The organism is Blastococcus sp. URHD0036 (assembly GCF_000701365.1).
In the GTDB taxonomy this organism is placed as follows: Bacteria; Actinomycetota; Actinomycetes; order Mycobacteriales; family Geodermatophilaceae; genus Trujillonella.
This window is the reverse complement of sequence record NZ_JNIK01000003.1, coordinates 23,123-45,226: the sequence shown is the minus strand read 5'-3', so window position 1 is coordinate 45,226 and position 22,104 is coordinate 23,123. Positions and strand designations below refer to the sequence as shown.

Genomic DNA, 22,104 nt, shown 5'->3' with positions numbered 1-22,104 from the left:
TCGATTCTAGCGGATCAGGGCATGAGGAACGGGACGTTTCCCCAGGTCAGGCGCCTGTCCACAGATGGGCGCACGCCCTTGCGCCGACTCGGCAACAGGCCTAGGCGCGGGCGATCAGAGTCGCCAGCTCCGTGCGGTTGGCCGCCCCCAGCTTGGCGAGCACGTTGCGCACGTGGCTCTCCACGGTGCGCTCGGAGAGGACGAGCTCCTCGGCGATCCGGCGGTTGGTCCAGGCCCGGGCCACGAGCGTGGCGATCTCCCGCTCGCGCGCCGTCAGCGGATCCGCCGCCCGGGCGGCCCGGCCGGCGCGCTCGGCCAGCGCCGCCGCCCGCCGCTCCGGTGCCGGCATGCCCAGCCGCCGGGCCTCCGCGGCGGCCGAGCGTGCCAGCTCTCCGGCGCGGGGCAGGTCGTGCGGGTTCCCGCGGTCGAGCAGCGCCTCCGCCAGCCCCACCCGGTCCAGCACCGTCGCCGGCCGGGCGCCGATACCGGAGTCGACGGCCAGCGCCTCGGTGAAGCGGTCGACCGCCTCGTCGAGCCGGCCGCGGACCACCGCCAGCCGGCCCACCAGCGACTGCCACGAGCCCTGGCCGTAGACCCCCGCCCCGCTGGCGACCAGCGGCCGGGGCGCCAGCTGCTCGTGCAGCAGCCCGGCGGCCTCGGCGTCCCCGAAGGCCTCCACCAAGGGGACCAGGTTGAGCGCCACCCCGGAGGAGGCGACGAAGTCGGGGTCGGTCATCAGCCGGCGGAGCTCTCCGTAGCGGACGGCGGCCTCCTCGCGGCGCCCCTCGACCAGGTCCACGAGGGCTCGCGTGACGACGACGATCGGGATGTCGCCGGCGCGCTCCAGCGTCTCCACCGCACGGCCGTCCCAGCCGGTGAGGGAGCCGGTGACGAGTGCGTGCTGCATCCCGAACGCACCCGACAGCCCGACCAGCGAGAGGTCGCCGGCCAGCTCGGTGAGGCCGATGACGCGTGCCTCCTCGTTGAGGTCGATCGCCTCCGGGAAGCGCCCGAGCAGCGCCGCGATCGACGCCCGCAGCCGCCTGTCGTGCCAGCGGACGAGCGGCAGCCGGGTGCTCGCGGCGAGGGCCGACACCCGGTCCAGCTCGTCGCGGACGACGTCCATGTCCCCGACCTCGAGCCCGGCGTCGATGCGCCACTTGGCGCCCCACAGCTCGGCCAGCGGCTGGCCGCTCGCCGCGGCGTGCTCGATCGCCAGCCGCCCCAGGTCCAGGCGCTCGTCGACCTCCAGCGCGGTGGGGGCGGCCTTCATCCGCGCGCGGACCGCATCGATCACCGCGTCGGGGCTCCCGCTGCGCCGGGCGAGGGCCAGCGCCTCGGTCGCGTGCCCGGCGGCCACCCCCAGGCGTCCGGAGTCGGCCAGCGCCGACGCCGTCTGGGAGAGCAGCCGCGAGCGGAGCTCGGGGGAGGCGGACCCGTCGAGCGCGGCCAGCGCCCGCTCGGACATCCGCAGCAGCGCCGGGGGGAAGGCCGGGGCGTTGACGTCGTGCACGGCCAGGGCGGCCGCGGCCAGGAGGTCGGCGCGACCGGCGGCCGCCGCGGCGTCGGAGGCGGCGACGGCGTGCTCGAGGGCCTCCCCGAGCCGGCCGGCCCGGTACTCCGCGGTGGCCAGGTCGACGAGCAGGCCGGCCCGCTCCTCGTCGTCCGCGCCGGCCCGCTGCGCGGCGGCCAGCGCCGTGGCGAGGAACCGGGCGGCGTCGTCGAAGGCCAGCAGGCGGGTGGCGGTGACGGCGGCCCGCCGGGCCCACATGGCCGCGCGGCGCAGCGCGTCCCGGCCGGAGGAGGCCCGGAGCCAGTGCCCGGCGACCAGCCCGGCCGCCGCGTCGTCCGTCGCGGCGCGCTGCTCCAGCGCCTCGGCGGCCCGCCGGTGCAGCTCCTCCCGCACGCTGGGTGCGAGGTCGTCGTAGACGGCGTCGCGGACGACGGCGTGCGCGAACCGCCGGCGGCCGGGACCGTCCGGGACGGCGGAGAGGACCCCGGCATCGACGGCGGCGTCCAGCCCGGAGGCCACGTCCGGTGCCGGGTGGCCGGTGACGGCGGTCAGCAGCTCCGCGTCGATCTCCTCACCCAGCACGGCGGCGGCGTCCAGCAGGTCCAGCGCCGCGGGCGGCAGCGCGGTCAGGGTGGTCCGGACGAGCGCCCGCAGCTCGCCGTGACCGTCCGCGGAGCCCGGAGCCGCGGGTGCCCGCGCGACGGCCCGGAGGTAGAGCGGGATGCCCCCGCTGCGCCGGTGGACCGCCCGGACGGCGTCCGCGTCCCCCACCGGCAGGTACGCCCGGACGTCGTCCTCGGTCAGCGGCGCCAGCCGCAGCGTCCGGGTCGCCGGGCCCCGGAGCAGGTCCGGCAGCGCCGCGTCGAGCGGGGAGTCGGGGCCCGCCGCGTCCCGGTGGGTGCCCACGACCAGCAGCCGCGACCGGGGCAGGTCGCCGGCGAGGTGCCGCAGCAGCCGCAGCGAGCTCTCGTCGGCCCAGTGCAGGTCCTCCAGGACGACGACCAGCCCGCCGGCGTCCGCGCAGTCGACCAGCGCGTCGGTGGTGGCCGCGGCCAGCCGGAAGCGCGCGGCGTCGGGGTCGCCGCCGCTCTCCAGGACCCGGTCCACCTCGGCCAGCGCGGCCGCCGCCGCGGCGCGGACGGCGGGCAGCTCTCGCAGCACCCGCCGCCACGGCCACAGCGGCGGCGCGCCCGGGTCGTCGACGCAGCGCCCCCAGACCACCGGGCCGGGCGCGCCCGCGACCGCCTCCTCCACCGTGCGGGTCTTGCCGATGCCCGCGGGGCCGGCGACCAGGACGAGGCCACCGGCGCCGTCGTCGGCCTCCGCGATCCGCGCGGCGAGCTCCCCGAGCTCGGCCCGGCGGCCGACGAAGGGCCCACCGGTCGCCGGCGTGGGAGCCGGCGTGGGAGCCGGCGTCGGAGCCGCAGGAGGAGTCGGGGTGCCCACGCCGGCGAGTGTTCGCGCGCGGCGGGACCGCGGATAGGGGGTTGGCCCCCCTCGTGCGGCGCGTTGTCCGTACCGCGGTGCCGTGGTTCCACGGATGTCCGGGCCGCCCGGCCGCCGGATCGTCGTCGGCAGAGGGACCGGAGCCGCCGGTCCCCCGTGGGGAGGGGATCCCGTGTACGCCACCATCCACCCGTTCACCGCTCCGACCGACGCCCGCTCCGCGCTCGCGGGCGGCCCCGATCCGGTCGGCACCGTCGTCCTCGCGTCCCCCGACGGGGACGGCGGCACCCTGCTCGCCCTCTGGCCGGACCCGGACTCCGCCGCGCGCAGCGGCGCGGCCCGCGTCTACCGGGTGTCGGACGAGATGCGCGGCCGCGCCACCGGGCGCCGGCCCATGTTCGCGCAGGTGACCTGGATCAACGGCGACGGCGACCGGGCCCGCGCCGACGCCGCCGAGCACGGCGGCCGGGACCGCATCTGGCCCGCCGTCCGGGAGATCGACGGCATCGTCGAGGTGCTGGCGATGCGCAGCGACGACCACCGGATCGTCGTCGTCGGACTCACCACCGACCGCGAGACCCACGACCGGGTCCAGCGCGCGATCATGGCGACGCCGCTGCTGGCCGACGAGGACCAGGCCCAGCTGCCCGGCCCGGACCGGGTCGACCTCGTCCGCGTGCTCGCCGCCGACCTGCCGACGGCGGTCGGGTCGTGACCGCCGCGGCCGCCGTCCGGGTCGCCGCGGGCACCTGGTCGGTCTCCGACAGCCGGACGACGGTCGGGTTCTCCGTCGGAGGCCTGGGCGGGACCGTGCACGGTTCGGTCCCGTGCAGCTGGGGCGAGCTCGTCGTCGACGCGGCCGGCGAGCCGGTGCGCGTCCGGGCCGAGGTGGATCTCACGGGGCTCGACACCGGCATCGCGAAGCGGGACGCCGACCTGCGCCGGCCCCGCTTCCTCGACGTCGACCGCCAGCCGATCCTGTCGTGGTCGGCCGACCGGTTCACGCCGGCCGCGGGCGGGGGATGGGTCGCCGAGGGCACGCTGTCGGTCCGCGGGACGACGGCGCCCCTGCCGCTCACCGGCCGGGTCGAGGAGATGCACCCCGACAGCGGGTGGCTGCGGGTCCGGGCGTCGGCGGAGATCGACCGGACCGCGGTCGGGATCCGGGCGCCCGCGGTGCTCGTCGGCCGGCGGGTCGCGATCGAGGTCGACGCCTGGCTGGTCCCGGGCGCGGGCTCCTGAGCGGAGTTGCCGGGGGAGTCCCCGCGCACCAGGGTCGGGGCATGCCAGGGACCCTCGCGCGGGGGCTGGTCGCGGGCGCGGCCGGCACCACCGTCCTGAACGTCGTCACCTACCTCGACATGGCCCTGCGCGGCCGGCCGGCCAGCACCACGCCGGAACGGACGGTCGACGCGATCGCCGCGGCCACCGGGGTCGAGGTGCCGGGGCGCGGCTCCGTCCGGGAGAGCCGCCGCACCGCCCTCGGGGCACTGGCCGGCATCGGCACGGGGCTGGGGACCGGGGTGCTCGCCAGCGCCGCCTGCTCGGCGGGGATCCGGCTCCCCGGCCCGGTCGGCGCGGTGGCGACCGGTGCCGCCGCGATGGCGGCCAGCGACGTCCCGGCGACCCTGCTGGGCGTCGGGGACCCACGGACCTGGAGCGGTGCGGACTGGGCCGCCGACGTCGTGCCGCACCTGGCCTACGGCGCGACGGTGCACGCGGTCGTGCAGGGGGTCCGCACCGACCGGGAGCGTGCGGTCCCGCGCGGGGCGGCGAGCGCCGGTCTGACGGCCCGGTCGGCCCTGCTCGGTGTCGCGGCCGGCAGTCGCAGCGCGCTCGGGTTCGCCGCTCCGGCCCTGACCGCGCCGACGAAGCCCGGCCGGCTGGGGAGCAGCTCGGTCCCCGCCCGCGTGCTGGGCGCGGCCGCGCTGGTCGGTGAACTCGTGGCCGACAAGTCGCCGGACACGCCGGACCGCACCAGCGGCCCGGGCCTGGCGCCGCGCCTGGCCGGAGCCGCCGCCGGCGCGACCCGCCTGGCCGAGCGCGAGCGGGCCAACGCCGCGCTGCCGACCGTCGCGGCGACCGCCGGGGCGCTGGCCGGCGCGTTCGGTGGGCTCGCCTGGCGCCGGTGGGCGACCGACCGGCTGCCCGCCTGGCAGGCCGCGGTGCTCGAGGACGGCGTCGCGCTCGCGTTGGCCGCCCTCGCGTGCGTGCCGGGGCGCAACCGTCGTCCGCTGGCCGTCGTCCCGGGCTGAGCCGGGGCATGCCGGGGGCCTCGCCGGTGTTCGGTACGGGGTGAGCACCACGCACAGTCAGCACACCCAGCACACCCCGATCCGTCCACCCGCCTCCCTCTCCGCCCGCTGCCTGCGGCACCGGGTCTGGATGGCCGCCTGCGGCGACTGCCGCGAGGCCCATCGCGAGCAGCCGGCCCGTCCGTCGGGCCCGGCCGCCTGAACCGTCCCCCGGGGACGGCGGCCGCCCCGGGCGGGGAGAGAATGGGCACATGAGCGAGCAGACCGAGCAGAAGAGCATCGGCAAGCGGGCCAACGAGCTCAACGCCCAGATCCGCTACACGATGTGGTCGGTCTTCCGGCTGACCCGCCCGGTGGCCGACGAGCAGCGCCCCGCGCTGGCCGACGAGCTCCAGGGCCTGTTCGACGAGCTCGCCGGCAAGGACGTCGTCGTCCGCGGCACCTACGACGTCGCCGGCTTCCGGGCCGACGCCGACCTCATGGTGTGGTGGCACGCCTCGTCCGCGGAGGCGCTGCAGGAGGCCTACACCCGGCTGCGCCGCACCGCGCTCGGGCGGCAGCTGGAGCCGGTGTGGTCGCAGTTCGCGCTGCACCGCCCCGCGGAGTTCAACCGCAGCCACATCCCCGCGTTCCTCGCCGACGAGGAGCCCCGCCGGTTCGTCTGCGTGTACCCGTTCGTGCGCTCCTACGAGTGGTACCTGCTGCCCGACGAGGAGCGGCGGGACATGCTCAAGGAGCACGGCATGCAGGCCCGCCCGTACCCGGACGTCCGGGCGAACACCGTCGCCTCGTTCGCGCTCGGCGACTACGAGTGGATGCTCGCCTTCGAGGCCGACGAGCTGCACCGCATCGTCGACCTGATGCGCGACCTGCGCGCCAGCCGGGCCCGCCGGCACGTGCGCGAGGAGGTGCCGTTCTACACCGGCGTCCGCAAGCCCGTCGCCGAGCTGATCGCCGACCTGGCGTAGTGGAGTGTAGGAGCGCAGGAATCCTGCGCTCCTGCACTCCACCTCAGCCCGGGAGGAAGCGGACGGCGGCGCTGTTGATGCTGTAACGGTCGCCCGTGGGGGTCTGCGGCGCGTCGTTGAAGACGTGCCCGAGGTGCCCGTGGCAGGCCGAGCAGCGGACGGCGATGCGCGGGTGCTTGCCGGTCAGGTCGGTCCGCAGCTGCACGTTGTCGGCGCTGGTCGGCGCGTAGAAGTCGGCCCAGCCCGAGGTCGACTCGAAGCGGGTGCGCGAGCGGAAGACCTCCTGACCGCAGCCGCGGCAGTGGTAGACGCCGCCGACCTTGGTGTCGACGTACTCGCCGGACCAGGGGCGTTCGGTCCCGCCGCGGCGCAACACCGCGAACTCGCGGGTGCTCAGCTGCGCCTGCCACTCGTCGTCGCTCTTGACGATGGTGGGCTCGTCGTCCTCGTCGGGCTGCACGGCGACACCGTAGGGGCCCCGCAGCCGGGACGGGGAGAGGCGCGGGCGCGCCCCGGCGTCAGCTCCCGGCGGGCCGCAGCCGGATCGAGACGCTGTTGATGCAGTAGCGGTCGCCCGTGGGGGTCTGCGGTGCGTCGTCGAACAGGTGCCCGAGGTGGCTGTGGCAGGTGCCGCAGAGGACCTCGGTGCGCCGCATCCCGTGGCTGCGGTCCTCCCGGAGGACGACGTTGTCGGCGGCGGTCGGCTCGTAGAACGACGGCCACCCGCAGTGACTGTCGAACTTCGTCTGCGAGGTGAACAGGTCGGCCCCGCAGGCGCGGCAGGTGTAGACGCCCTCGGTCTTGGTGTCGACGTACTCGCCGGTCCAGGCGCGCTCGGTGCCGGCCTGGCGGAGCACCGCGTACTCCTCCGGGGAGAGCTGCTCGCGCCACTCGGCGTCGCTCTTGGTGACCTTCGGCTGCTGTCCGGCGGACGTCGTCATGGCTCCACGGTACGGCGGGCGCGCCACCGGTGGGGCGTGCCGGTCAGCGACCGAGACCGGCCTCGCGGGCCCGGACGATGGCCTGGGCGCGGTCGGTGACCTGCAGTTTCGTGAGCACGTTGGAGACGTTGTTGCGGACCGTCTTCGGCGACAGGTACAGCGTCGCGGCGATCTGCGCGTTGGAGCGGCCGGCGGCGACCAGGTCGAGCACCTCCCGCTCGCGGGCGGTCAGCTGCGGGAAGGCGGCGTCCGGGCCGCTCGGGCGGGCGGCGAAGAACTCGGCGATCCGCCGCGCCAGCGACGCCCCGAAGACCGCGCCCCCCGCGGCGACCGTGGTGATCGCCCGCACGACCTCCTCCTGGTCGGCGCCCTTGAGGAGGTAGCCGCGGGCGCCGGCCCGGACGGCGGCGAAGACCGTGCCGTCGTCCTCGCTCATCGTCAGGACGACGACGCCGACGGACGGGCTCTCGGTGGTGATCCGCCGGGTGGCCTCGATGCCGTCCAGCAGCGGCATCTGCACGTCCATGACCACGACGTCGGGCTGCTCCTCGAGCGCCAGCGACACCGCGGTCACCCCGTCGGCGGCGGTGCCGATGACGGCGAGCCCGGGGACCGAGCCCAGCAGCACGGCCAGCCCGTCCCGGTAGACGGGGTGGTCGTCGACGACCAGCACCCGCAGCGGTTCCTCGACCTCGCTCATCTCCGCGTTCCTCCCTCGACGGGCAGGACCGCCCGCACCACCGTGCCGCCGTCGGGCGGGCAGACCACCGACGAGCTCCCGCCGAGCTCGGCGGCCCGCTCCCGGAGGGACACCAGCCCCACCCCCGCGGGCGCGCTGCTGGGGATGCCGGTGCCGTCGTCGGTCACCGTGACGACGAGCGCGCCGTCGGGGTCCCGGCTCAGCTCCACGGAGACGGTCGTGGCCGCCGCGTGCCGCGCCACGTTGGCCAGGGCCTCGGAGGCGATCCGGTAGGCGGCGACCTCCACGGCGGCCGGCAGGCCGTCGACGCCCGGGCCCGCCGCGACGGTCGCGGTGGTCCCCGGCCCGAGCACGCGGTCCGCCTGCTGCCGCACCGCCCCGACGAGACCGAGGTCGTCCAGGGCGGGTGGGCGCAGGTCGTGCACCAGCCGGCGGACGTCGGCCAGCGCGGCCGCGATGTCGTCGCGTGCCTGGCGCAATACCGCGTCGGCGTCGGCGGGGCGGCCGGCCGAGGTCAGGTTGCGTGCGGTGTCGATCCGCAGCACGACGGCCCCCAGGCTGGGGCCCAGCCCGTCGTGGAGGTCGCGGCGCAGCCGGCGGCGCTCCTCCTCGCGGGCGGCGACCAGCTGCTCGCGACTCTCCTGGAGCTGGGCGGTCAGCGAGCTGGCCCGTGCCGCGGCGGCGGCCTGCCGGACGACGTCGCCGAGCAGGCGCTCGTCGCGGGTGACCAGCTGGGCCCGGATGCCGTCGCGCGGGAGGAGCAGCCGGCCGACCTCCTCGGACCGGTAGGTGATCGGGAGCGACTGCACGGCCGACGGCGGGCGGCCGTGCTCGGCCAGCAGCTGCCGCCCGCGCACGACGTCGACCTCCACGCCTACGTAGGGCGAGCGGAAGGCCTCGGCCACGGCCGCGGCGACCGCCTGCAGCTGCTCGGCGGCCCCGTCGGACCGTTCCAGCCGCTCGGCGAGACCGGCGACCACGAGGTAGGGGTCCTCGCGCTGACCCAGCACCCACCGCCGGACGGCGCGCCACAGCGCCGCCCGCAGCGGCACGTACGCGCCCGCGACCAGCAGCAGTGACAGCAGCGTCGCGTCGCGGGTGCCCATCCGGTCGCCGAGCAGCGCCCCGGCGCCGGCGAGCACGGCGAGGTCCAGCAGGAGGACGCCGAGGGCGAGCCCGCCGTACACGAGCGTCCCGCCGAGGAGCCGGTCGATGTCGACGATCCGGGGGCGCAGGATGCCGAGGGTCACGGCGAGGCCGGTCAGGCCGACGGCGAGGGAGAGGTCGTAGCTGACGGTGGAGCTGGGGAACAGCAGGGCGCCGATCATCACCAGCGCGTCGACGACGCCGGCCCACAGCAGCCAGCGCATCCGGCGGCGGTCGTCTCCGGACACGCGGCGCAACCGGTGGACGACGACCGCCAGGGGCAGCAGCACGCCGACGGCACCGAGCGGGAAGGCCAGCTGGAGCAGCGGCAGCAGCAGCCCCTCGGGCAGCGGCAGGCTCGTCGGATCCAGGTCGAGGGAGGCGTAGACGGCGGCGACCGGCTCGTCCGTCCGGCGGTCGGCGATCGCGGACGGCGTCACCAGCAGCAGCGTGGGCAGGAAGGCCGCGCAGCCGAGGCTGAGGAGGGAGACGGTGCGCCAGCGGCCCCGGGGGAGCCGGCCGTCGGGGTAGAGCAGCAGGAGCAGCGGCAGGCCGAGCAGCAGCCAGGCGCCGAACCGGGACACGAACCAGAAGGCGGCGGAGGCACCGGGCAGCGGGACGTCGCCCTGCACGGCGTAGGTCAGGTAGGACGACGCCAGCCCGTCCACCGCCCAGAAGAGGCCGGTCCCGGCGACCACCCAGGAGACGGCGTTCCCCGGCGCGCGGTGCAGCAGGAGCGCTCCGGGCACGGCGAGCAGCAGGCCGGGCAGCCCGATCTCCCAGCCGGGGCCGGACTCTGCCGCGACCCGGGCGGCGTCGGGGGTGACCACGTCGAGGGCGGTGGTGACCGCGACCGCCAGCAGGGTGGCGGCCATCGACAGCCAGCCCAGCACCGGGGCGACCCGGCGCCGGGGAACGGCCGGCACGTCCTCCTCGGGAGGCGCTCCCGCGGCCCTCTCCTGCACCTCCACGCCGGGATCATGCCGGGAGCCGCGTCCCGCCCGACAGGGGTCCGATGTCCCGTCGGCACCGGGACGCCGGCGGTGCGACGACGGCCGCGCGGGCCCTGCCCACCCGGGACGCGGGCGCCCGACGGTGGACGCCGGCGGTGCCAGGAGGCACCGCGTCGCGCCCCCTGGAGGAACCCATGTCGCTGGAGACCACGCAGATCCCCGCCCGCACCGACGTGCCGCCGACGCGCGTTCCCCGCTCGGCGCCCGTCCCGGCGCGGCTGGTCCGCCTGGCCGGACTGGCAGTGGCCGCCGGCGCGGCCGCGTGGGCGGTGGGCACCGTCCTCTTCGAGCTCGACCCGGTCACCGACGACTTCCCGGTGCCCTACAAGGTCACGTCCCTGCTCTTCCAGCTGGGGCTGGTGGCGCTCGTCGCCGTCCAGCTGCGGACCGGGGCCACCGGCACCGGCCGGCTGGCCCGGGGCTTCCTGCACGCCGAACACGTGATGCTGGGGCTGGCGATCGCGTCGTCCGTGCAGTGGATCGTCGCCCCGGACCTCTCCGAGAACGCCTTCTTCCTGACCCTGGACCTCTTCTGGCCGCTGTCCATGCTCGGCATGGCGGCGATCGGCATCCGGATCGCGATCGCCGGTCGCTGGCGCGGCGCGGCCCGGGTCTGGCCCGCGATCGCCGAGACCTGGGCCCTGGTCATGTTCCCGACGATGGCGGTGGTCAGCGAGGAGACCGGCACCTACGTCTCCGCCGGCCACCTGCTCCTGGGCTACACGGCGCTCGGCGTGGTGCTGGCTGCTCGTCCGGAGCTGACCGGCGCACGCGACTGACCGGCGGCCGGGGGAGACTTCGGCACATGACCGCCCCCGATGCCCCGCTGCCCGACGTCTGGTTCACCCGGGACCTGCCGGTGCTGCGGGCGATCGCCCGGCTCGTGGACGGGCCCGAGCACGGGGCCTCGCCCTACCTGCTCGGCGCGGTGGTGCCGGCCAGTGGGCTGCCGAAGGCCGACGTCGTCGCGGCCGCGAAGGCGCTGGCCTCGGCGGGATACATCGAGCCGCTGACCAACCACGCCGGTGACATCGTGCGGATCACCGCCATCTCGGCCGAGGCACGGCGGCTGGCCGGGCTGTGGCCGACCCCGCAGGGGGAGTGGGAGCGGCTGCTCGAGCAGCTGAGGGTGCGCGCGGCGAACGCGCCGACCGACGTGGAGCGGAGTCGCTGGCAGGCGTTCGCCGAGGCGGCCGAGGCGGTGGGCGAGGATGGCGGCGCGCTGCTGATGCAGGCGCTGGTCGGGGGCTACGTCCCCCGCGGCCGCTGAGCGGTGCCCATCCGCTGAGGGCTCCCCGCACAGCACAGCGCCCCCGCCCGGCGGTGCCGGACGGGGGCGCTGCGAACTGATCGGGGAGGATCAGAGGGGGGTGACGTTCGCCGCCTGCGGGCCCTTCTGGCCCTGCTCGATGTCGAACGCGATCCGCTGGCCCTCGTCGAGCGAGCGGTAACCGCTGGACTGGATGGCCGAGTAGTGGACGAACACGTCCGGTCCGCCACCGTCGGGGGTGGCGAAGCCGAACCCCTTCTCAGCGTTGAACCACTTCACTGTTCCTTCGGGCATTGCTCGCTCCTTGCTGCGGTGGTGCATCGGGGTCCTGCCATATCGCAGGGCCTTCCCGACGACGCAGACCATAGCCGTTCCGCCCGGTCCAGGGGAGCGTCGGCCGCCGTCTGCTTCTTGTGCTGATCCTGCGGAATCCCGGCGGTTGCGCTGCGGCGCGCGCCCGAGAGTCGTCCGTGCCGGAGGAACCGGCCACGGACACGCAGGGAGCACCGTCATGGACCTCATCACCGCCGCCACCGCCGCACCGCAGCCCGTCGCGCTCGTCGACGTCGAGGACCTGGAGGACGGCGACCTGGTCGCCCGTCTCGCCGAGATCGGCATGCCCGCCGCGGCCGCGCCGGCGCCGGTCCGCTTCGTCCCGGCCGCCGACATCCAGGCCGGGGTCGACGCGATCATCGCCGCCTGGGCCGTCGTCCAGGGGTCCCGCGACGCCGTCGACGCGCACCGGCTGGGCGCCTCCGCCGCCGCACTGGTGGCCTGACCTCCCGATCCGGGCACCGGCCCCGGCACGGGGACCGACCGCGGCTAGGTTGCCGGGGTGCCCGATCTCTTCGCACCGCTGCCGCTCGCGCACGGCCGGCCGCTGCCCAACCGGCTGGCGCTGGCGCCGCTGACGAACCGGCAGAGCCACGCCGACGGCACGCTGTCGGAGGCGGAGCGGACCTGGCTGCTGCGCCGGGCGCGCGGCGGGTTCGGGCTCACCATGACCTGCGCCTCGCACGTGCAGCCCAATGGCCAGGGGTTCGGCGGCCAGTTGGCGATCCACTCCGACGTCTTCCTCGACGGCCTCACGAGCCTGGCGACCGACCTGCGGGAGACCGGCACCCGCAGTGCCGTGCAGCTGCACCACGCGGGTGCCCGCGCCGACCGCGCGGAGGTGGCCGACCCGGTGTCGGCCTCCGAGCTGGACGGGGCCAGGGCGCTGACCACCGAGGAGGTCCAGCAGCTCGGGGCCGACTTCGTCGCCGCCGCGGTGCGCGCGGAGCGGGCCGGGTTCGACGGCGTCGAGGTGCACGGGGCGCACGGCTACGTGCTGACCCAGTTCCTCTCCGCGGAGACCAACCGCCGGACCGACGCCTACGGCGGGTCGCCGGAGAACCGCGCACGGCTGCTCCTGGAGGTGCTGGCCGGGATCCGCGCGGCGTGCGGCCCGGACCTCCAGCTGGGCCTGCGGCTGTCCGTGGAGCGGTTCGGCCTGCGCACGCTCGAGGTCCGCGAGCTCGTCGAGGAGCTCTACCGGCGCGCGGAGCTGGACTACCTGGACCTGTCGCTGTGGGACGTCACCAAGCACTCGGTCGACGAGGACGCCCAGCGGCTGCCGCTGCTGGAGCTGTTCGCCGAGCTGCCGCGCGGCGACGTCCGGCTCGGGGTGGCCGGCAAGGTCCGCACGCCGGCCGACGCGGCCGCCGTCCTCGAGCGGGGAGCCGACCTCGCGTTCGTCGGCCGGGCGGCGATCCTGAACGCCGAGTTCGCCGACCTGGCCCGGGATCCCGCTTGGGAGCCGGAGGCGGGACCCGTGGACGCCGGGTACCTGGCCGCCCAGGACGTCTCGCCGCCGTTCGTCGACTACCTGCGCAGCAACTTCCGCGGGGTCGTCACGCCGTAGGTGCGGACCCGTCCCCGATCCGGGGCCCGGCGCGAGAGCAGGTGCGGACGACGCGGGGAGGGCTCTCGGGTAGACACAGGGCACCAGCCCCTCATCGAGCCGGAGGAACCGACGTGCGCGCAGTCCAGATCCAGACCCTCGACGGCCCCGGCGCGCTGCGCGTCGTGGAGATCGAGGAGCCGGCCGCCGGCGGCGACCAGGTCGTGATCGACGTGCACTCGGCCGGCGTCACGTTCCCCGAGGTGCTGCAGAGCCGCGGGAAGTACCAGATCCAGCCGCCGCTGCCGTTCGTGCCCGGGTCCGAGGTCGCCGGGGTGGTCCGGTACGCGCCGGAGGGCGCCGCCGTCCGCGCGGGCGACCGGGTGGCCGCGTTCAACGGCAGCGCCGGCTACGCCGAGGTGGTGGCGGCCGACCCGCGCATGGTGTTCCCGCTGCCGGACCGGCTCAGCTTCGCGCAGGGGGCCGCGCTGCCCATGAACTACCTGACCGTGCACTTCGGCCTGGTCCACCGCGGCCGGCTGAGCGAGGGCGAGACGGTGCTCGTGCACGGCGCCGCCGGCGGCATCGGGACGGCGGCCGTGCAGCTCGCCTCCGCCCTGGGCAACCGGGTCATCGCGGTGACGTCGTCCGAGGCGAAGATCGAGACCGCCCGGGCCGCCGGCGCCACCGACGTCGTCCTCGCCGAGGGCTTCCGCGAGCAGGTGAAGGAGCTCACCGACGGCCGTGGTGTCGACGTCGTCGTCGACCCGGTGGGCGGTGACCGGTTCACCGACTCGCTGCGCAGCCTCGCCGTCGAGGGGCGACTGCTGGTCATCGGCTTCACCGGCGGGGACATCCCCACCGTCAAGGTGAACCGGCTGCTGCTGAACAACATCTCGGTGGTCGGCGTCGGGTGGGGCGCGTTCTGGATGAGCCGGGGCCTGGACTACCTGCAGGAGCAGTGGGCCGACCTGCTGCCGCTGCTGGAGGCCGGGAAGCTCGACCCGGTCCTCGGCGCGCAGTTCCCGCTCGAGGAGGCGACGCAGGCCCTCCTCGAGCTCGACGAGCGCCGCGCCCAGGGCAAGGTCCTGCTCACCGTCCGCTGACTCCGCATCCCGGGAGGGACGACGACGTGCTGTTCGAGACCGAGGTGACGATCACGGGGCCGTGGCGCTCGCCGGCCCAGATGCTGGTCGAGCAGGAGGTGCGGGCGGGGGAGCGGAGCGTCCACGACCCCGCGACCGCCGGCGCGCTCGGCCTGACCGGTGCGCCGATCGAGGGGCCGACCCACTTCAGCCAGGTGGACCCGCTGGCCACCGCGGTCTGGGGCGAGCGCTGGTTCACCTCGGGCTGCCTGAGCGCGCACTTCCGGACCATGGTCGTGGAGGGCCAGCAGGTGCAGGCCTCGCTGACCACGGACGGGCGCACCGGCACGGTCACCGCGACCCGCGACGACGGGACCCCGGTCCTCACCGGGACGGCGACCGTCGGCCCGGCCGGCGAGGACACCGAGGTGCGCCGTCGCCTGGCGCGGGTCTCCGATCCCGGCCGGCTGTACGTCCTCGACCAGCTGGAGGTGGGCGCCACCTCCGCCGATCCCGAACCCGTCCGGATCCGCCGCGGCGAGAGCTCCGGCCCGCTGTACCCCTTCTCCCTCGACGAGAAGCTGGCGCGGATCACCGAGCCGCACCCCTGGTACACCGACGAGGGCGCCGCCGGCTCGCCGTGGGGCCGGGCCATCGTGCCCCTGGAGATGGTCAGCGTGCTCGCCCACCAGCGGCCGGTCGCCTGGCCGGTGCGCTCGCCGTCGACCGCCCTGTTCCTGGACCTCGAGGTGCAGCTGGTCGCCGGCCCGGTGTTCGCCGAGCACGACTACCTCCTGGAGCACCGCCTGGAGGGGCTCGGGCAGAGCCGGCGCACGGAGTCCTACTGGACCTCGACCCGCATCGTCGACGCCGCGACCGGCGAGCTCACCGCGACGACGCTGCTGCACGTCGGCGTCTTCAAGGACTCCTACGCGGGGCACCCCGACTCCGCTGGATGACTACCCGTCGTCGGGGGTCCAGCCGGGCGCCGCGCGCGGTCCCGGGACGTGCAGGTCGAAGCGCACCCCGGCCATCCGGACGAGGAAGCAGAGGACGGCCGCGCCGATCGCCGTCCCCACGCTCTCGACGCCCAGCTCGACCACGATCGCGGTGGCCGTGGCGGCGATGAGGGCGGGGACGGCGTAGAGCCCGCTGCTCAGCACCGAGGGGACCCGGCGGACGAGGACGTCGCGCAGCGTGCCCCCGCCCACCCCGGTGACCGCGCCGAGGATGACTGCCTGCGCGGGGCCCAGCCCCAGGTCGAGGGCCTTGCCGGTGCCGGTGACGGCGAACAGGCCCAGCCCCGCCGCGTCGAGCACGGTGATCGGGGTGGCGAGCCGCTCGACGTGGCGCGCGGCGACGGCCACGAGGAGCCCGCCGCCGGCCGCGACGGCGAGGTAGCGCCAGTCCTGGAAGGTGGCCGGTGGCAGGTCGCCCAGGAGGACGTCGCGGATGATCCCGCCGCCGAGCGCGGTGATCATGCCGAGCGTGACGACACCGACGACGTCGAGCCGGGCTCCGCGCAGCGCGGTCAGCGCCCCGTTGAGGGCGAAGGCGAACACGCCCACGAGGTCCAGGACGAGGAGCACGGGCGCCCCGGTGGTCATGCCGCGGTTCTACCAGCCGGTGCCGGCGCGGGATCCGGGCGATCCCGGGAACGGTTGGTCACAGCTGTGTCGCGGTGCGCGCGTCCGGACCCGTGCTGTGGCTAGATCGATCCGAGCCCGCCCGGTCTCCTCCCGACGACGAGAGGAACACCCTCCATGTCCCCGCTGCCCTCCGGGCTCTCCCGCCGCACCGCCGCCGGGACGGTGTGCGTCGCGCTGCTCGCCACCGCGGCGTGCACCTCGGACCCCGACGACGGGCCGGCCGCCGGGAGCAGCAGCCCGAGCGCGGCGCCCGAGCTCAGCTCGGCGATCACCGGCGTCGAGGCGACGACCACCCCGGTCCTGGTCGGCGGGGAGCCGTGGCTGCGGATCACCGGCACCCTGTCCGGCGTCGTCGACCCGGCGGAGGAGGTGGCCGGGCTCGAGGACCTGCCGAAGGACGCCGACGGCCGCTACGCCTACACCGCGGGATTCGAGGTGGTCACCCCCGAAGCGGCGACCAACGGCGGCGTCGTCCTCGTCGAGGCGGAGAACCGCGGGCTCGCCCTGTTCCTCCGCTCCCTGCAGCCGGCCCAGCCCGGCCCCGCCGACCTGGGGGACGGCGCGCTGGCCACCGGGGGGCTGTCCTACGCCCGCGTGCAGTGGCAGACCGGCATCGCCGCGGGCGTGCCGGAGGACGCGCAGGGGGTCGGCGAGGTCATCGTGCGGGACTTCGGCCGCATGCTCGAGGGCGCGACCCGCCCCGTCGGCACGTCGGACATCCCCGAGTTCGGCGGTTCGATCCTCGCCGGCGTGAGCCAGGCCGGGTGGTTCGTCGACACCTTCGTCGCCGAGGGCTTCAACGCCGGCCCCGAGGGCGGGGTCTACGACGCCGCCGTCGCCCTCGACGGCACCGGCAACTGGCTGGCGATCAACCAGCTCGCCGACGGCGCCGTGCAGACGCCCTACGCGCTGCAGGACGGCGAGCCGCTGACCTACGACGAGCTGCTCACCCGGCCCGACAGCGACCCGCTGTTCGTCGACGTCGCCAACTACACCGACTACTACCGGCTCCGGGCGAGCGTCGCCGCCGGCGACGACCTCCCCGAGGGCGTCGTCCGCTACGACTGGCCCGCACCGCACGCCTCGACCGTCGCCGGCCCCGCGCTCGTCTTCGGCGCGACGAACCCCGACGGCGGTGGCGGCTTCGGCTGCAACGGCGGGGTGCAGGTGCCGCTCAACCCGGTCGACTACGGCCCGTTCCTGCGCACGCTCGTCGTCCGGCTGGCCGGGGTCGTGGCCGGCGACGGCGGTCTGCCGGATCCCGCGCTGTTCACCCTGGAGGACGCGCCGGCCGGCTCGCCCGAGTCGTTCAACGGGCTGCCCGGCGTCGAGCTGCAGGTCCCCGCGGTCGACGAGGACAGCGGCCAGCCGGTCGGCGGCGTGCGGTTCCCGGACGCCGAGGCGCCGCTGGGCCGGCCGACGCCGGTCTCCCTGCCGCCGGTGGAGATCGACGGGCTGACTAGCATCTGCGGCAACTTCGGCGGCTGGCAGCCCTTCTCCGCCGCGGAGCTCGCGGACCGCTATGGCGACGTGGACGGCTACCTGACGGAGTACACGGCCGCGCTCGACGCCGCGGTCGAGGACGGCTACCTCGACGAGACCGAGCGCGCGGGCCTGCTCACCGCCGCCCGCACCGCGTACACCGCCGCCGGCTGAGAGGCTCCGGCGATGGCGGAGTACGTGGTGAACGAGGCCGGGGTCGCCCACGCGCGGCGGCTGATCGAGGCGCGCCAGTACGTCCTGCGCAGCGAGTGGGGTCGCGTCCAGCCCTCGGCGGCGGACGAGAACGGCTACCTGGAGCGGCACTCCTGGGAAGACTACGCGGCCTGGCACCTCGGGCTCACCGAGGGCGCCACGGACGGCACGAAGGCCCGGTACGGCTTCGTCTACGGCGACTTCCGCCGCGTCCACCGCATGGGGATCATCGCCTGCCACTACCGCGCGGCGGAGTGGGGGCACAAGGAGATCGAGCTCGCGGCGCACGACCTGCTCCAGCTCCTGGACGCGCGCGCCCGCTGAGCGCAGCCGATCAGTCGCCGGCCGCGCCGAGGGTGTCCGTGGGTCCGGCCTCGGCAGGTCGCGGTTCGTCCTCGGGGAAGGCCCGGACCGCGATGAGCGCGACGTCGTCGTCGCCGTCCCCGTCGACTGCCTCGATGAGCGAGTCGCAGAACTCGTCGAGCGGCAGGTCGCTGTACTCCTGCGCGGCGGCCAGCAGCCGCCGCAGCCCGTCGTCCAGGTCCTCGCCGCGTCGCTCGACGAGCCCGTCCGTGTACAGCACCAGCGTCGCCGCCGGCGGCAGGACGGCGGTGTGGGACCGGCGGCCGGGCAGTGCGTCGGTGAGCTCGGGTCCGAGGCCGAGCGGTGGGTCGGTGTGCACCTCCAGCAGCCGTACCGAGCCGTCGACGGTCAGCAGCAGCGCGGGGAGGTGTCCCGCCGAGGACCAGGTGACCTCTCGGCGGCGGGCGGGCTCGGCGTGGTCGAAGCGGTCGATGCGCGCCAGGAGCGCCGTGGCGAACACCGGGTCCCCGAGGGCCCCGAGGCTGGCGTCGATCGCGGTGAGGACCTCGGCCGGATCGCGCTGCCCGTCGTGCGCGAACGTGCGGAACATGGTCCGCAGCTGCCCCATGGTGGTCGCCGCGGCGATGTCGTGCCCCGCGACGTCGCCGATCACCAGGTTCGTGAGTCCGCAGCGGTCCAGGAAGGCGTCGTACCAGTCGCCACCCACGAGCTGTCCCCGGCCGGCGGGCTGGTAGCGGGTGACGATGTGCAGGTGGTCGGGCTGGGGGAGCAGTGGCGGGAGGAGCGCCCGCTGCAGGTGCAGGGAGAGGTTGCGCTCCAGGTCGAACGACAGCGCGTTGTCCAGGGCGAGCGCAGCGCGCGAGGCGATGCTCTCGACGAGCGCGACGTCGTCGTCGGTGTAGGCCGCCGAGTCGGCGGTGCGGACGACGTTCAGGACCCCGATCAGCTCGCCCTTGGCGCGCAGGGGCACGGTCACCGAACGCACGGCGCCGAAGGTGTCGCGCAGGTACTCCTGTTCCGGGGTCAGATCGGCCAGTCCGGACAGGTCGACCTGGACCTGTGTCTTGCCGCTCGCCGCCACGGCGCCGGGGCCGTGGGTGTCCCGCACGTGGCGTGCGGTGCTCGCCGTGGCGGCCGAGAGCTCGGCCTGACGCCCCGGATCGCGGTGCACGACGGCGCGGGGGAGCAGCGTGCCCCCACGTTCCACGGAGTAGACGAGCGCGTGGTCGCCGAGCGCCGGGACGGCGAGCCGGGCGACGGCCGACCACACGGCGGGCAGGTCCAGGCCGGCGACCAGGAGCTCGCCGATGCGGCCGAGCAGGGCTGCGTGGGCGCGCGCCGCCTCGGCCTCGGCTGCCGCCACGCGCAGGGCGACCTCGCGACTGGCGATGGCGGCGAGGTCGGCCAGCGAGGCCACCTGCTCCGGCGTCCACTCCCGCGCGACGGTGTCCACGGCGCACAAGGTGCCGAGGACGTGCCCGTCGGGGGTGAGCACCGGGAAACCGGCCCAGGCCACCACGCCCATCGACTGGATCGAGGGGTTGTCCCTCGTCCGCTCGTCGAGCCGCACGTCGTCCAGCACCAGGGGCTCGCCACTGTCGACGACGTACTGGCAGAACGACTCCTGCAGGGTGTTCTGCCGGGGGGCGTCCTCGGCCAGCCCCTGCCGGGACTTCCAGAACGAACGCCGGTCGTCGACGACGGTCAGGAACGCGAACGGGGCGTGGAGGAGCCGACGGGCCAGGCTGCTGATCCGGTCGAAGCCCTCCTCGTCCGTCGTGTCGAGGAGCCCGGTGGCGGTGACGGCGGCGAGCCGGGCCGGGTCCAGGGCGGCGCGGATCTCGCTCATGACACGGCCCGTACGTGGGCCGACAGGTGCCTGCGCCCGGCGGAGACGGCGCTCCGCAGGACGACGACCGGCAGCTCCGGTGTCCGCTGCCCGATCCGGGACGGCGCCGTCATGCGGTACCCGCGTCGTCCATCGGTGCGTCCTCGTCTCCCAGCACCTCGGCCCGAGGAGATCGCCGTCCGGCGATCGGCTGGGTCGGACGGTGCGTCGCCGGGGAGTCTAGGCGTCCCGACGACCCGGTGGACGTGCCCGGCTCCCGCCGCCGGGCCGCTCAGGTCCCGTCGCGGCCCGACGCGTCGCGGGCCATGCCCAGGAACTTGGTGAACTGGGCCGGACCGTTCTCCAGGACGTCGACGTAGCCGCCGGCGCGGATCTCGTCCCAGTGGTCGCGGACGTCCTCGGGCCGCGCGTCCCGGCCGAGGAAGACGCCCCGGGTCTCGGGGAGCTCGGTGACCGAGAACGCCCCGCCGCCGGCGTTGAGGATCACGCCGTTGGGTGCGTCCTCGCCGACGAGGTAGACGACGCCGGAGGTCACGGACTCCGGGGGCAGGCTCTCGGCGTCGGTCTGGTCGCCGATGATCGTCCCCTCGGTCATCCGGGACCGGGCGACCGGGACGATCGTGTTGGTGTGCACGCCCTTCGAGGCGCCCTCGATCGCCAGGACCTTCATGAGTCCCAGCACCGCGGCCTTGGCGGTCGCGTAGCCGGCCTGGCCGAAGTTGCCGTAGGTCCCGTTCTGCGAGGACGTCATCAGGACCCGGCCGTAGCCCTGGTCGCGCATCAGCGGCCAGACGGCGTGCGTGCAGCGCAGCGTGCCGGTGAGGTGCACGTCGAGCACCGTGAGGACGTCGTCCAGGTCCACCTTGTGAAACGACCGGTCGCGCAGGATGCCGGCGTTGTTGATCAGGACGTCGACCCGGCCGAACGCGTCGAGGGTGGCGTCGACCATCGACCGCACCGCGGCCGGGTCGGTGACGCTGCCGTGGTCGGCGATCGCCTCGCCGCCGGCCGCACGGATCTCGGCCACCACGCTGCCGGCCGCGTCCTCCGTGCTCGCGCCGCCGTCCACCGAGGAGCCCGGGTCGTTCACCACGACCTTGGCGCCGCGCGCCGCCAGGGCCAGCGCGTAGCTGCGCCCCAGCCCGCGTCCGGCGCCGGTGATGATGGCCACCCGGCCCTCGAAGTCGTTGGTCGTCACGTCGCTCCCTCGCTGAGATGTACGGCCTGCGCTCCGGCGGGACGGGGGTGTCCGTGCCCCCGCGACTCCTGCCGAGCCGGCCCGGCGGGAGCCTAGGTCACCGGCTACGGGGTTCCGGGCCGGACGACGGCCCGCGGCTCGCCTGCCGGCAGCGCGGACGCCGCCAGGAGCGGGGGCCGTGGCCGGGCTGTTCACCAGCAGCCACCGCCGGGCCCGCGGACCCGCGCGGTCCGTCGCCGCGGCCGGCAGTCGTCAGCCGAAGTCCTGGTCGGCGACCAGCAGCGCCGCCAACGGTTCCAGGACGGCCTGGAGCTCGTCGAGTTCCGCGGGCTCGAGACACCGGTACGGCGCCGCCGCCAGGTCGTCGGTGCGGTCCTCGACCCGCTGCCGGACCGCCCGCCCCTGCTCGCTCAGCCACCCGTCGTCCCCGATGAGGCCGCGGTCGCGCATGCCGTCGACGACGGCAGCGATCTGCGCCGCCGGGAGGTGGTGGATGCGCCCGAACCGCTCCGCCGGCATCTCCATGCCGAGGGCGAAGAGCACGTGGGCCTCCAGCCCGCCGATGCCCTCGGTCATCAGCGCCGCGATGTGCCCGTCGCCGCGGTGCTCGCGGAGCAGCGACGCCGCGTGGAAGAGGCGGGTCGCCCCCTCCTCGGGGAACGGCAGCGCGCGCAGCGCGGCGTACATGGGGCGGCCCTCGACCGGAGCGCTGGTCGCGGCCCTCGTCAGCAGGTCGGTGGCCCGGGCGAACGCGGGGGAGTCGACGTGGTGGCCGAGGATCCGCCGGAGGGCGTTGGTGCAGCCCTCCCACCGGGCGGCGAGGGCGGCTTCCGGGGTGGTCGTGCTCCACACCGACGGGATGTGGCGGGCCACCTCGCCAGGAGCGAAGTTGTAGAAGAGCGCGTCGACCACCTCCGCCGGGACGATGCCCAGGGGTGCGGCCCGCCCGGCGAAGTAGGTGTCCCAGAAGTTCGTGAACCCGAGGGCGAACATCGTCTCGTTCGGGTCGTCGGCCGAGTAGGGGAGGGCACCGATCGGCTCGGTGAGCTCGAACATCCGGCGCGCCATCGGGTTCATCGCCCACTCCTCGTCCACGGAGAGCCGCCTCGTGCGGGCTTCCTCTCACTGGGACGGCCGGGCCCTGCCGAACTCAGCGCTCGGGCGTGGTGG

The 22,104-nt window shown here is 75.7% G+C and carries 22 protein-coding genes; 12 read left to right on the top strand and 10 right to left on the bottom strand.

All coding sequences use genetic code 11. The features are described from left to right. Positions 1-100 precede the first annotated feature (100 nt). Entirely contained in the window at positions 101-2,959 is a 2,859-nt protein-coding gene (locus N555_RS0102740; RefSeq protein ID WP_081865940.1) for an ATP-binding protein, read from the bottom strand. Between the two features lie 172 nt (positions 2,960-3,131). Here N555_RS0102740 and N555_RS28165 point away from each other — a divergent pair, with 172 nt between their 5' ends. The 4 genes from N555_RS28165 to hemQ all read left to right on the top strand — a co-directional run bounded on the left by N555_RS28165 (position 3,132) and on the right by hemQ (position 6,182). Beyond that, positions 3,132-3,674: a hypothetical protein gene (locus N555_RS28165; protein WP_051683651.1), complete on the top strand. Its 543-nt coding sequence runs from the start codon at positions 3,132-3,134 to the stop codon at positions 3,672-3,674. Continuing rightward, a complete protein-coding gene (locus N555_RS28160; RefSeq protein ID WP_029429964.1) occupies positions 3,671-4,201 on the top strand; it encodes a YceI family protein in 531 nt (176 codons plus the stop codon). The genes N555_RS28165 and N555_RS28160 overlap by 4 nt, the downstream gene beginning before the upstream one ends. Before the next feature lie 41 nt (positions 4,202-4,242). Continuing rightward, positions 4,243-5,214 carry a hypothetical protein gene (locus tag N555_RS0102725; RefSeq protein ID WP_029429963.1) on the top strand — a complete coding sequence of 324 codons (972 nt, stop codon included), beginning with the start codon at positions 4,243-4,245 and terminating at the stop codon, positions 5,212-5,214. A 251-nt stretch (positions 5,215-5,465) separates the two neighbouring features. Next, positions 5,466-6,182, top strand: coding sequence for a hydrogen peroxide-dependent heme synthase (gene hemQ, locus N555_RS0102720; protein ID WP_029429962.1), 717 nt, complete (start codon positions 5,466-5,468; stop codon positions 6,180-6,182). A gap of 43 nt (positions 6,183-6,225) precedes the next feature. Here hemQ and msrB (N555_RS0102715) read toward each other — a convergent pair whose 3' ends face one another. Genes msrB (N555_RS0102715) through N555_RS0102700 form a run of 4 tightly spaced genes read right to left on the bottom strand, consistent with a single transcriptional unit; the run spans position 6,226 to position 9,940 of the window. After that, entirely contained in the window at positions 6,226-6,642 is a 417-nt protein-coding gene (gene msrB, locus N555_RS0102715) for a peptide-methionine (R)-S-oxide reductase MsrB (protein WP_029429961.1), read from the bottom strand. A 58-nt stretch (positions 6,643-6,700) separates the two neighbouring features. After that, positions 6,701-7,123, bottom strand: a complete 423-nt coding sequence (gene msrB, locus N555_RS0102710; RefSeq protein ID WP_029429960.1) for a peptide-methionine (R)-S-oxide reductase MsrB — start codon at positions 7,121-7,123, stop codon at positions 6,701-6,703. A gap of 43 nt (positions 7,124-7,166) precedes the next feature. Next, positions 7,167-7,823 (bottom strand): response regulator, encoded by a 657-nt coding sequence (locus N555_RS0102705; protein ID WP_029429959.1) that lies wholly within the window; start codon positions 7,821-7,823, stop codon positions 7,167-7,169. Beyond that, a complete protein-coding gene (locus N555_RS0102700) occupies positions 7,820-9,940 on the bottom strand; it encodes a histidine kinase (RefSeq protein ID WP_051683650.1) in 2,121 nt (706 codons plus the stop codon). Before N555_RS0102700 ends, N555_RS0102705 begins: the two co-directional genes overlap by 4 nt. Positions 9,941-10,116: 176 nt before the next feature. Here N555_RS0102700 and N555_RS0102695 point away from each other — a divergent pair, with 176 nt between their 5' ends. Then, positions 10,117-10,761: a hypothetical protein gene (locus N555_RS0102695; RefSeq protein WP_029429957.1), complete on the top strand. Its 645-nt coding sequence runs from the start codon at positions 10,117-10,119 to the stop codon at positions 10,759-10,761. A gap of 26 nt (positions 10,762-10,787) precedes the next feature. Beyond that, complete coding sequence (locus tag N555_RS0102690; protein ID WP_029429956.1) at positions 10,788-11,252, top strand: hypothetical protein; 465 nt, start codon at positions 10,788-10,790, stop codon at positions 11,250-11,252. Positions 11,253-11,342: 90 nt separating this feature from the next. On the opposite strand, the gene N555_RS0102685 is transcribed toward N555_RS0102690, so the two are convergent. Next, complete coding sequence (locus tag N555_RS0102685) at positions 11,343-11,546, bottom strand: cold-shock protein (RefSeq protein WP_014377016.1); 204 nt, start codon at positions 11,544-11,546, stop codon at positions 11,343-11,345. Positions 11,547-11,763: 217 nt separating this feature from the next. Between N555_RS0102685 and N555_RS0102680 the strand changes: the two genes are divergently transcribed. The 4 genes from N555_RS0102680 (at position 11,764) to N555_RS0102665 (ending at position 15,178) form a co-directional block, all read left to right on the top strand. Then, entirely contained in the window at positions 11,764-12,030 is a 267-nt protein-coding gene (locus N555_RS0102680) for a hypothetical protein (RefSeq protein ID WP_029429955.1), read from the top strand. Positions 12,031-12,087: 57 nt separating this feature from the next. Further along, a complete protein-coding gene (locus tag N555_RS0102675; protein WP_029429954.1) occupies positions 12,088-13,155 on the top strand; it encodes an NADH:flavin oxidoreductase in 1,068 nt (355 codons plus the stop codon). Positions 13,156-13,268: 113 nt separating this feature from the next. Next, entirely contained in the window at positions 13,269-14,240 is a 972-nt protein-coding gene (locus N555_RS0102670) for an NADPH:quinone oxidoreductase family protein (protein ID WP_029429953.1), read from the top strand. A gap of 26 nt (positions 14,241-14,266) precedes the next feature. Beyond that, a complete protein-coding gene (locus N555_RS0102665) occupies positions 14,267-15,178 on the top strand; it encodes a hypothetical protein (protein ID WP_029429952.1) in 912 nt (303 codons plus the stop codon). On the opposite strand, the gene N555_RS0102660 is transcribed toward N555_RS0102665, so the two are convergent. After that, entirely contained in the window at positions 15,179-15,826 is a 648-nt protein-coding gene (locus N555_RS0102660; RefSeq protein ID WP_029429951.1) for a trimeric intracellular cation channel family protein, read from the bottom strand. It abuts the gene before it with no gap. 156 nt (positions 15,827-15,982) lie between these two features. Between N555_RS0102660 and N555_RS0102655 the strand changes: the two genes are divergently transcribed. Together N555_RS0102655 and N555_RS0102650 are read left to right on the top strand one after the other, a co-directional pair. After that, on the top strand, positions 15,983-17,524 hold the full coding sequence (locus tag N555_RS0102655; protein WP_029429950.1) for an alpha/beta hydrolase domain-containing protein: 1,542 nt from the start codon (positions 15,983-15,985) through the stop codon (positions 17,522-17,524). Between the two features lie 12 nt (positions 17,525-17,536). Then, complete coding sequence (locus N555_RS0102650) at positions 17,537-17,887, top strand: hypothetical protein (protein WP_029429949.1); 351 nt, start codon at positions 17,537-17,539, stop codon at positions 17,885-17,887. Between the two features lie 10 nt (positions 17,888-17,897). Here the strand turns inward: N555_RS0102650 and N555_RS0102645 are convergent, their stop codons facing one another. The 3 genes from N555_RS0102645 to N555_RS0102630 all read right to left on the bottom strand — a co-directional run bounded on the left by N555_RS0102645 (position 17,898) and on the right by N555_RS0102630 (position 22,029). Continuing rightward, positions 17,898-19,736 (bottom strand): SpoIIE family protein phosphatase, encoded by a 1,839-nt coding sequence (locus N555_RS0102645; RefSeq protein ID WP_051683649.1) that lies wholly within the window; start codon positions 19,734-19,736, stop codon positions 17,898-17,900. Positions 19,737-20,007: 271 nt separating this feature from the next. Then, positions 20,008-20,934 (bottom strand): SDR family NAD(P)-dependent oxidoreductase, encoded by a 927-nt coding sequence (locus tag N555_RS0102635; protein ID WP_034508534.1) that lies wholly within the window; start codon positions 20,932-20,934, stop codon positions 20,008-20,010. Between the two features lie 252 nt (positions 20,935-21,186). Continuing rightward, positions 21,187-22,029: an SCO6745 family protein gene (locus tag N555_RS0102630; protein WP_197028887.1), complete on the bottom strand. Its 843-nt coding sequence runs from the start codon at positions 22,027-22,029 to the stop codon at positions 21,187-21,189. Positions 22,030-22,104: the final 75 nt, after the last annotated feature.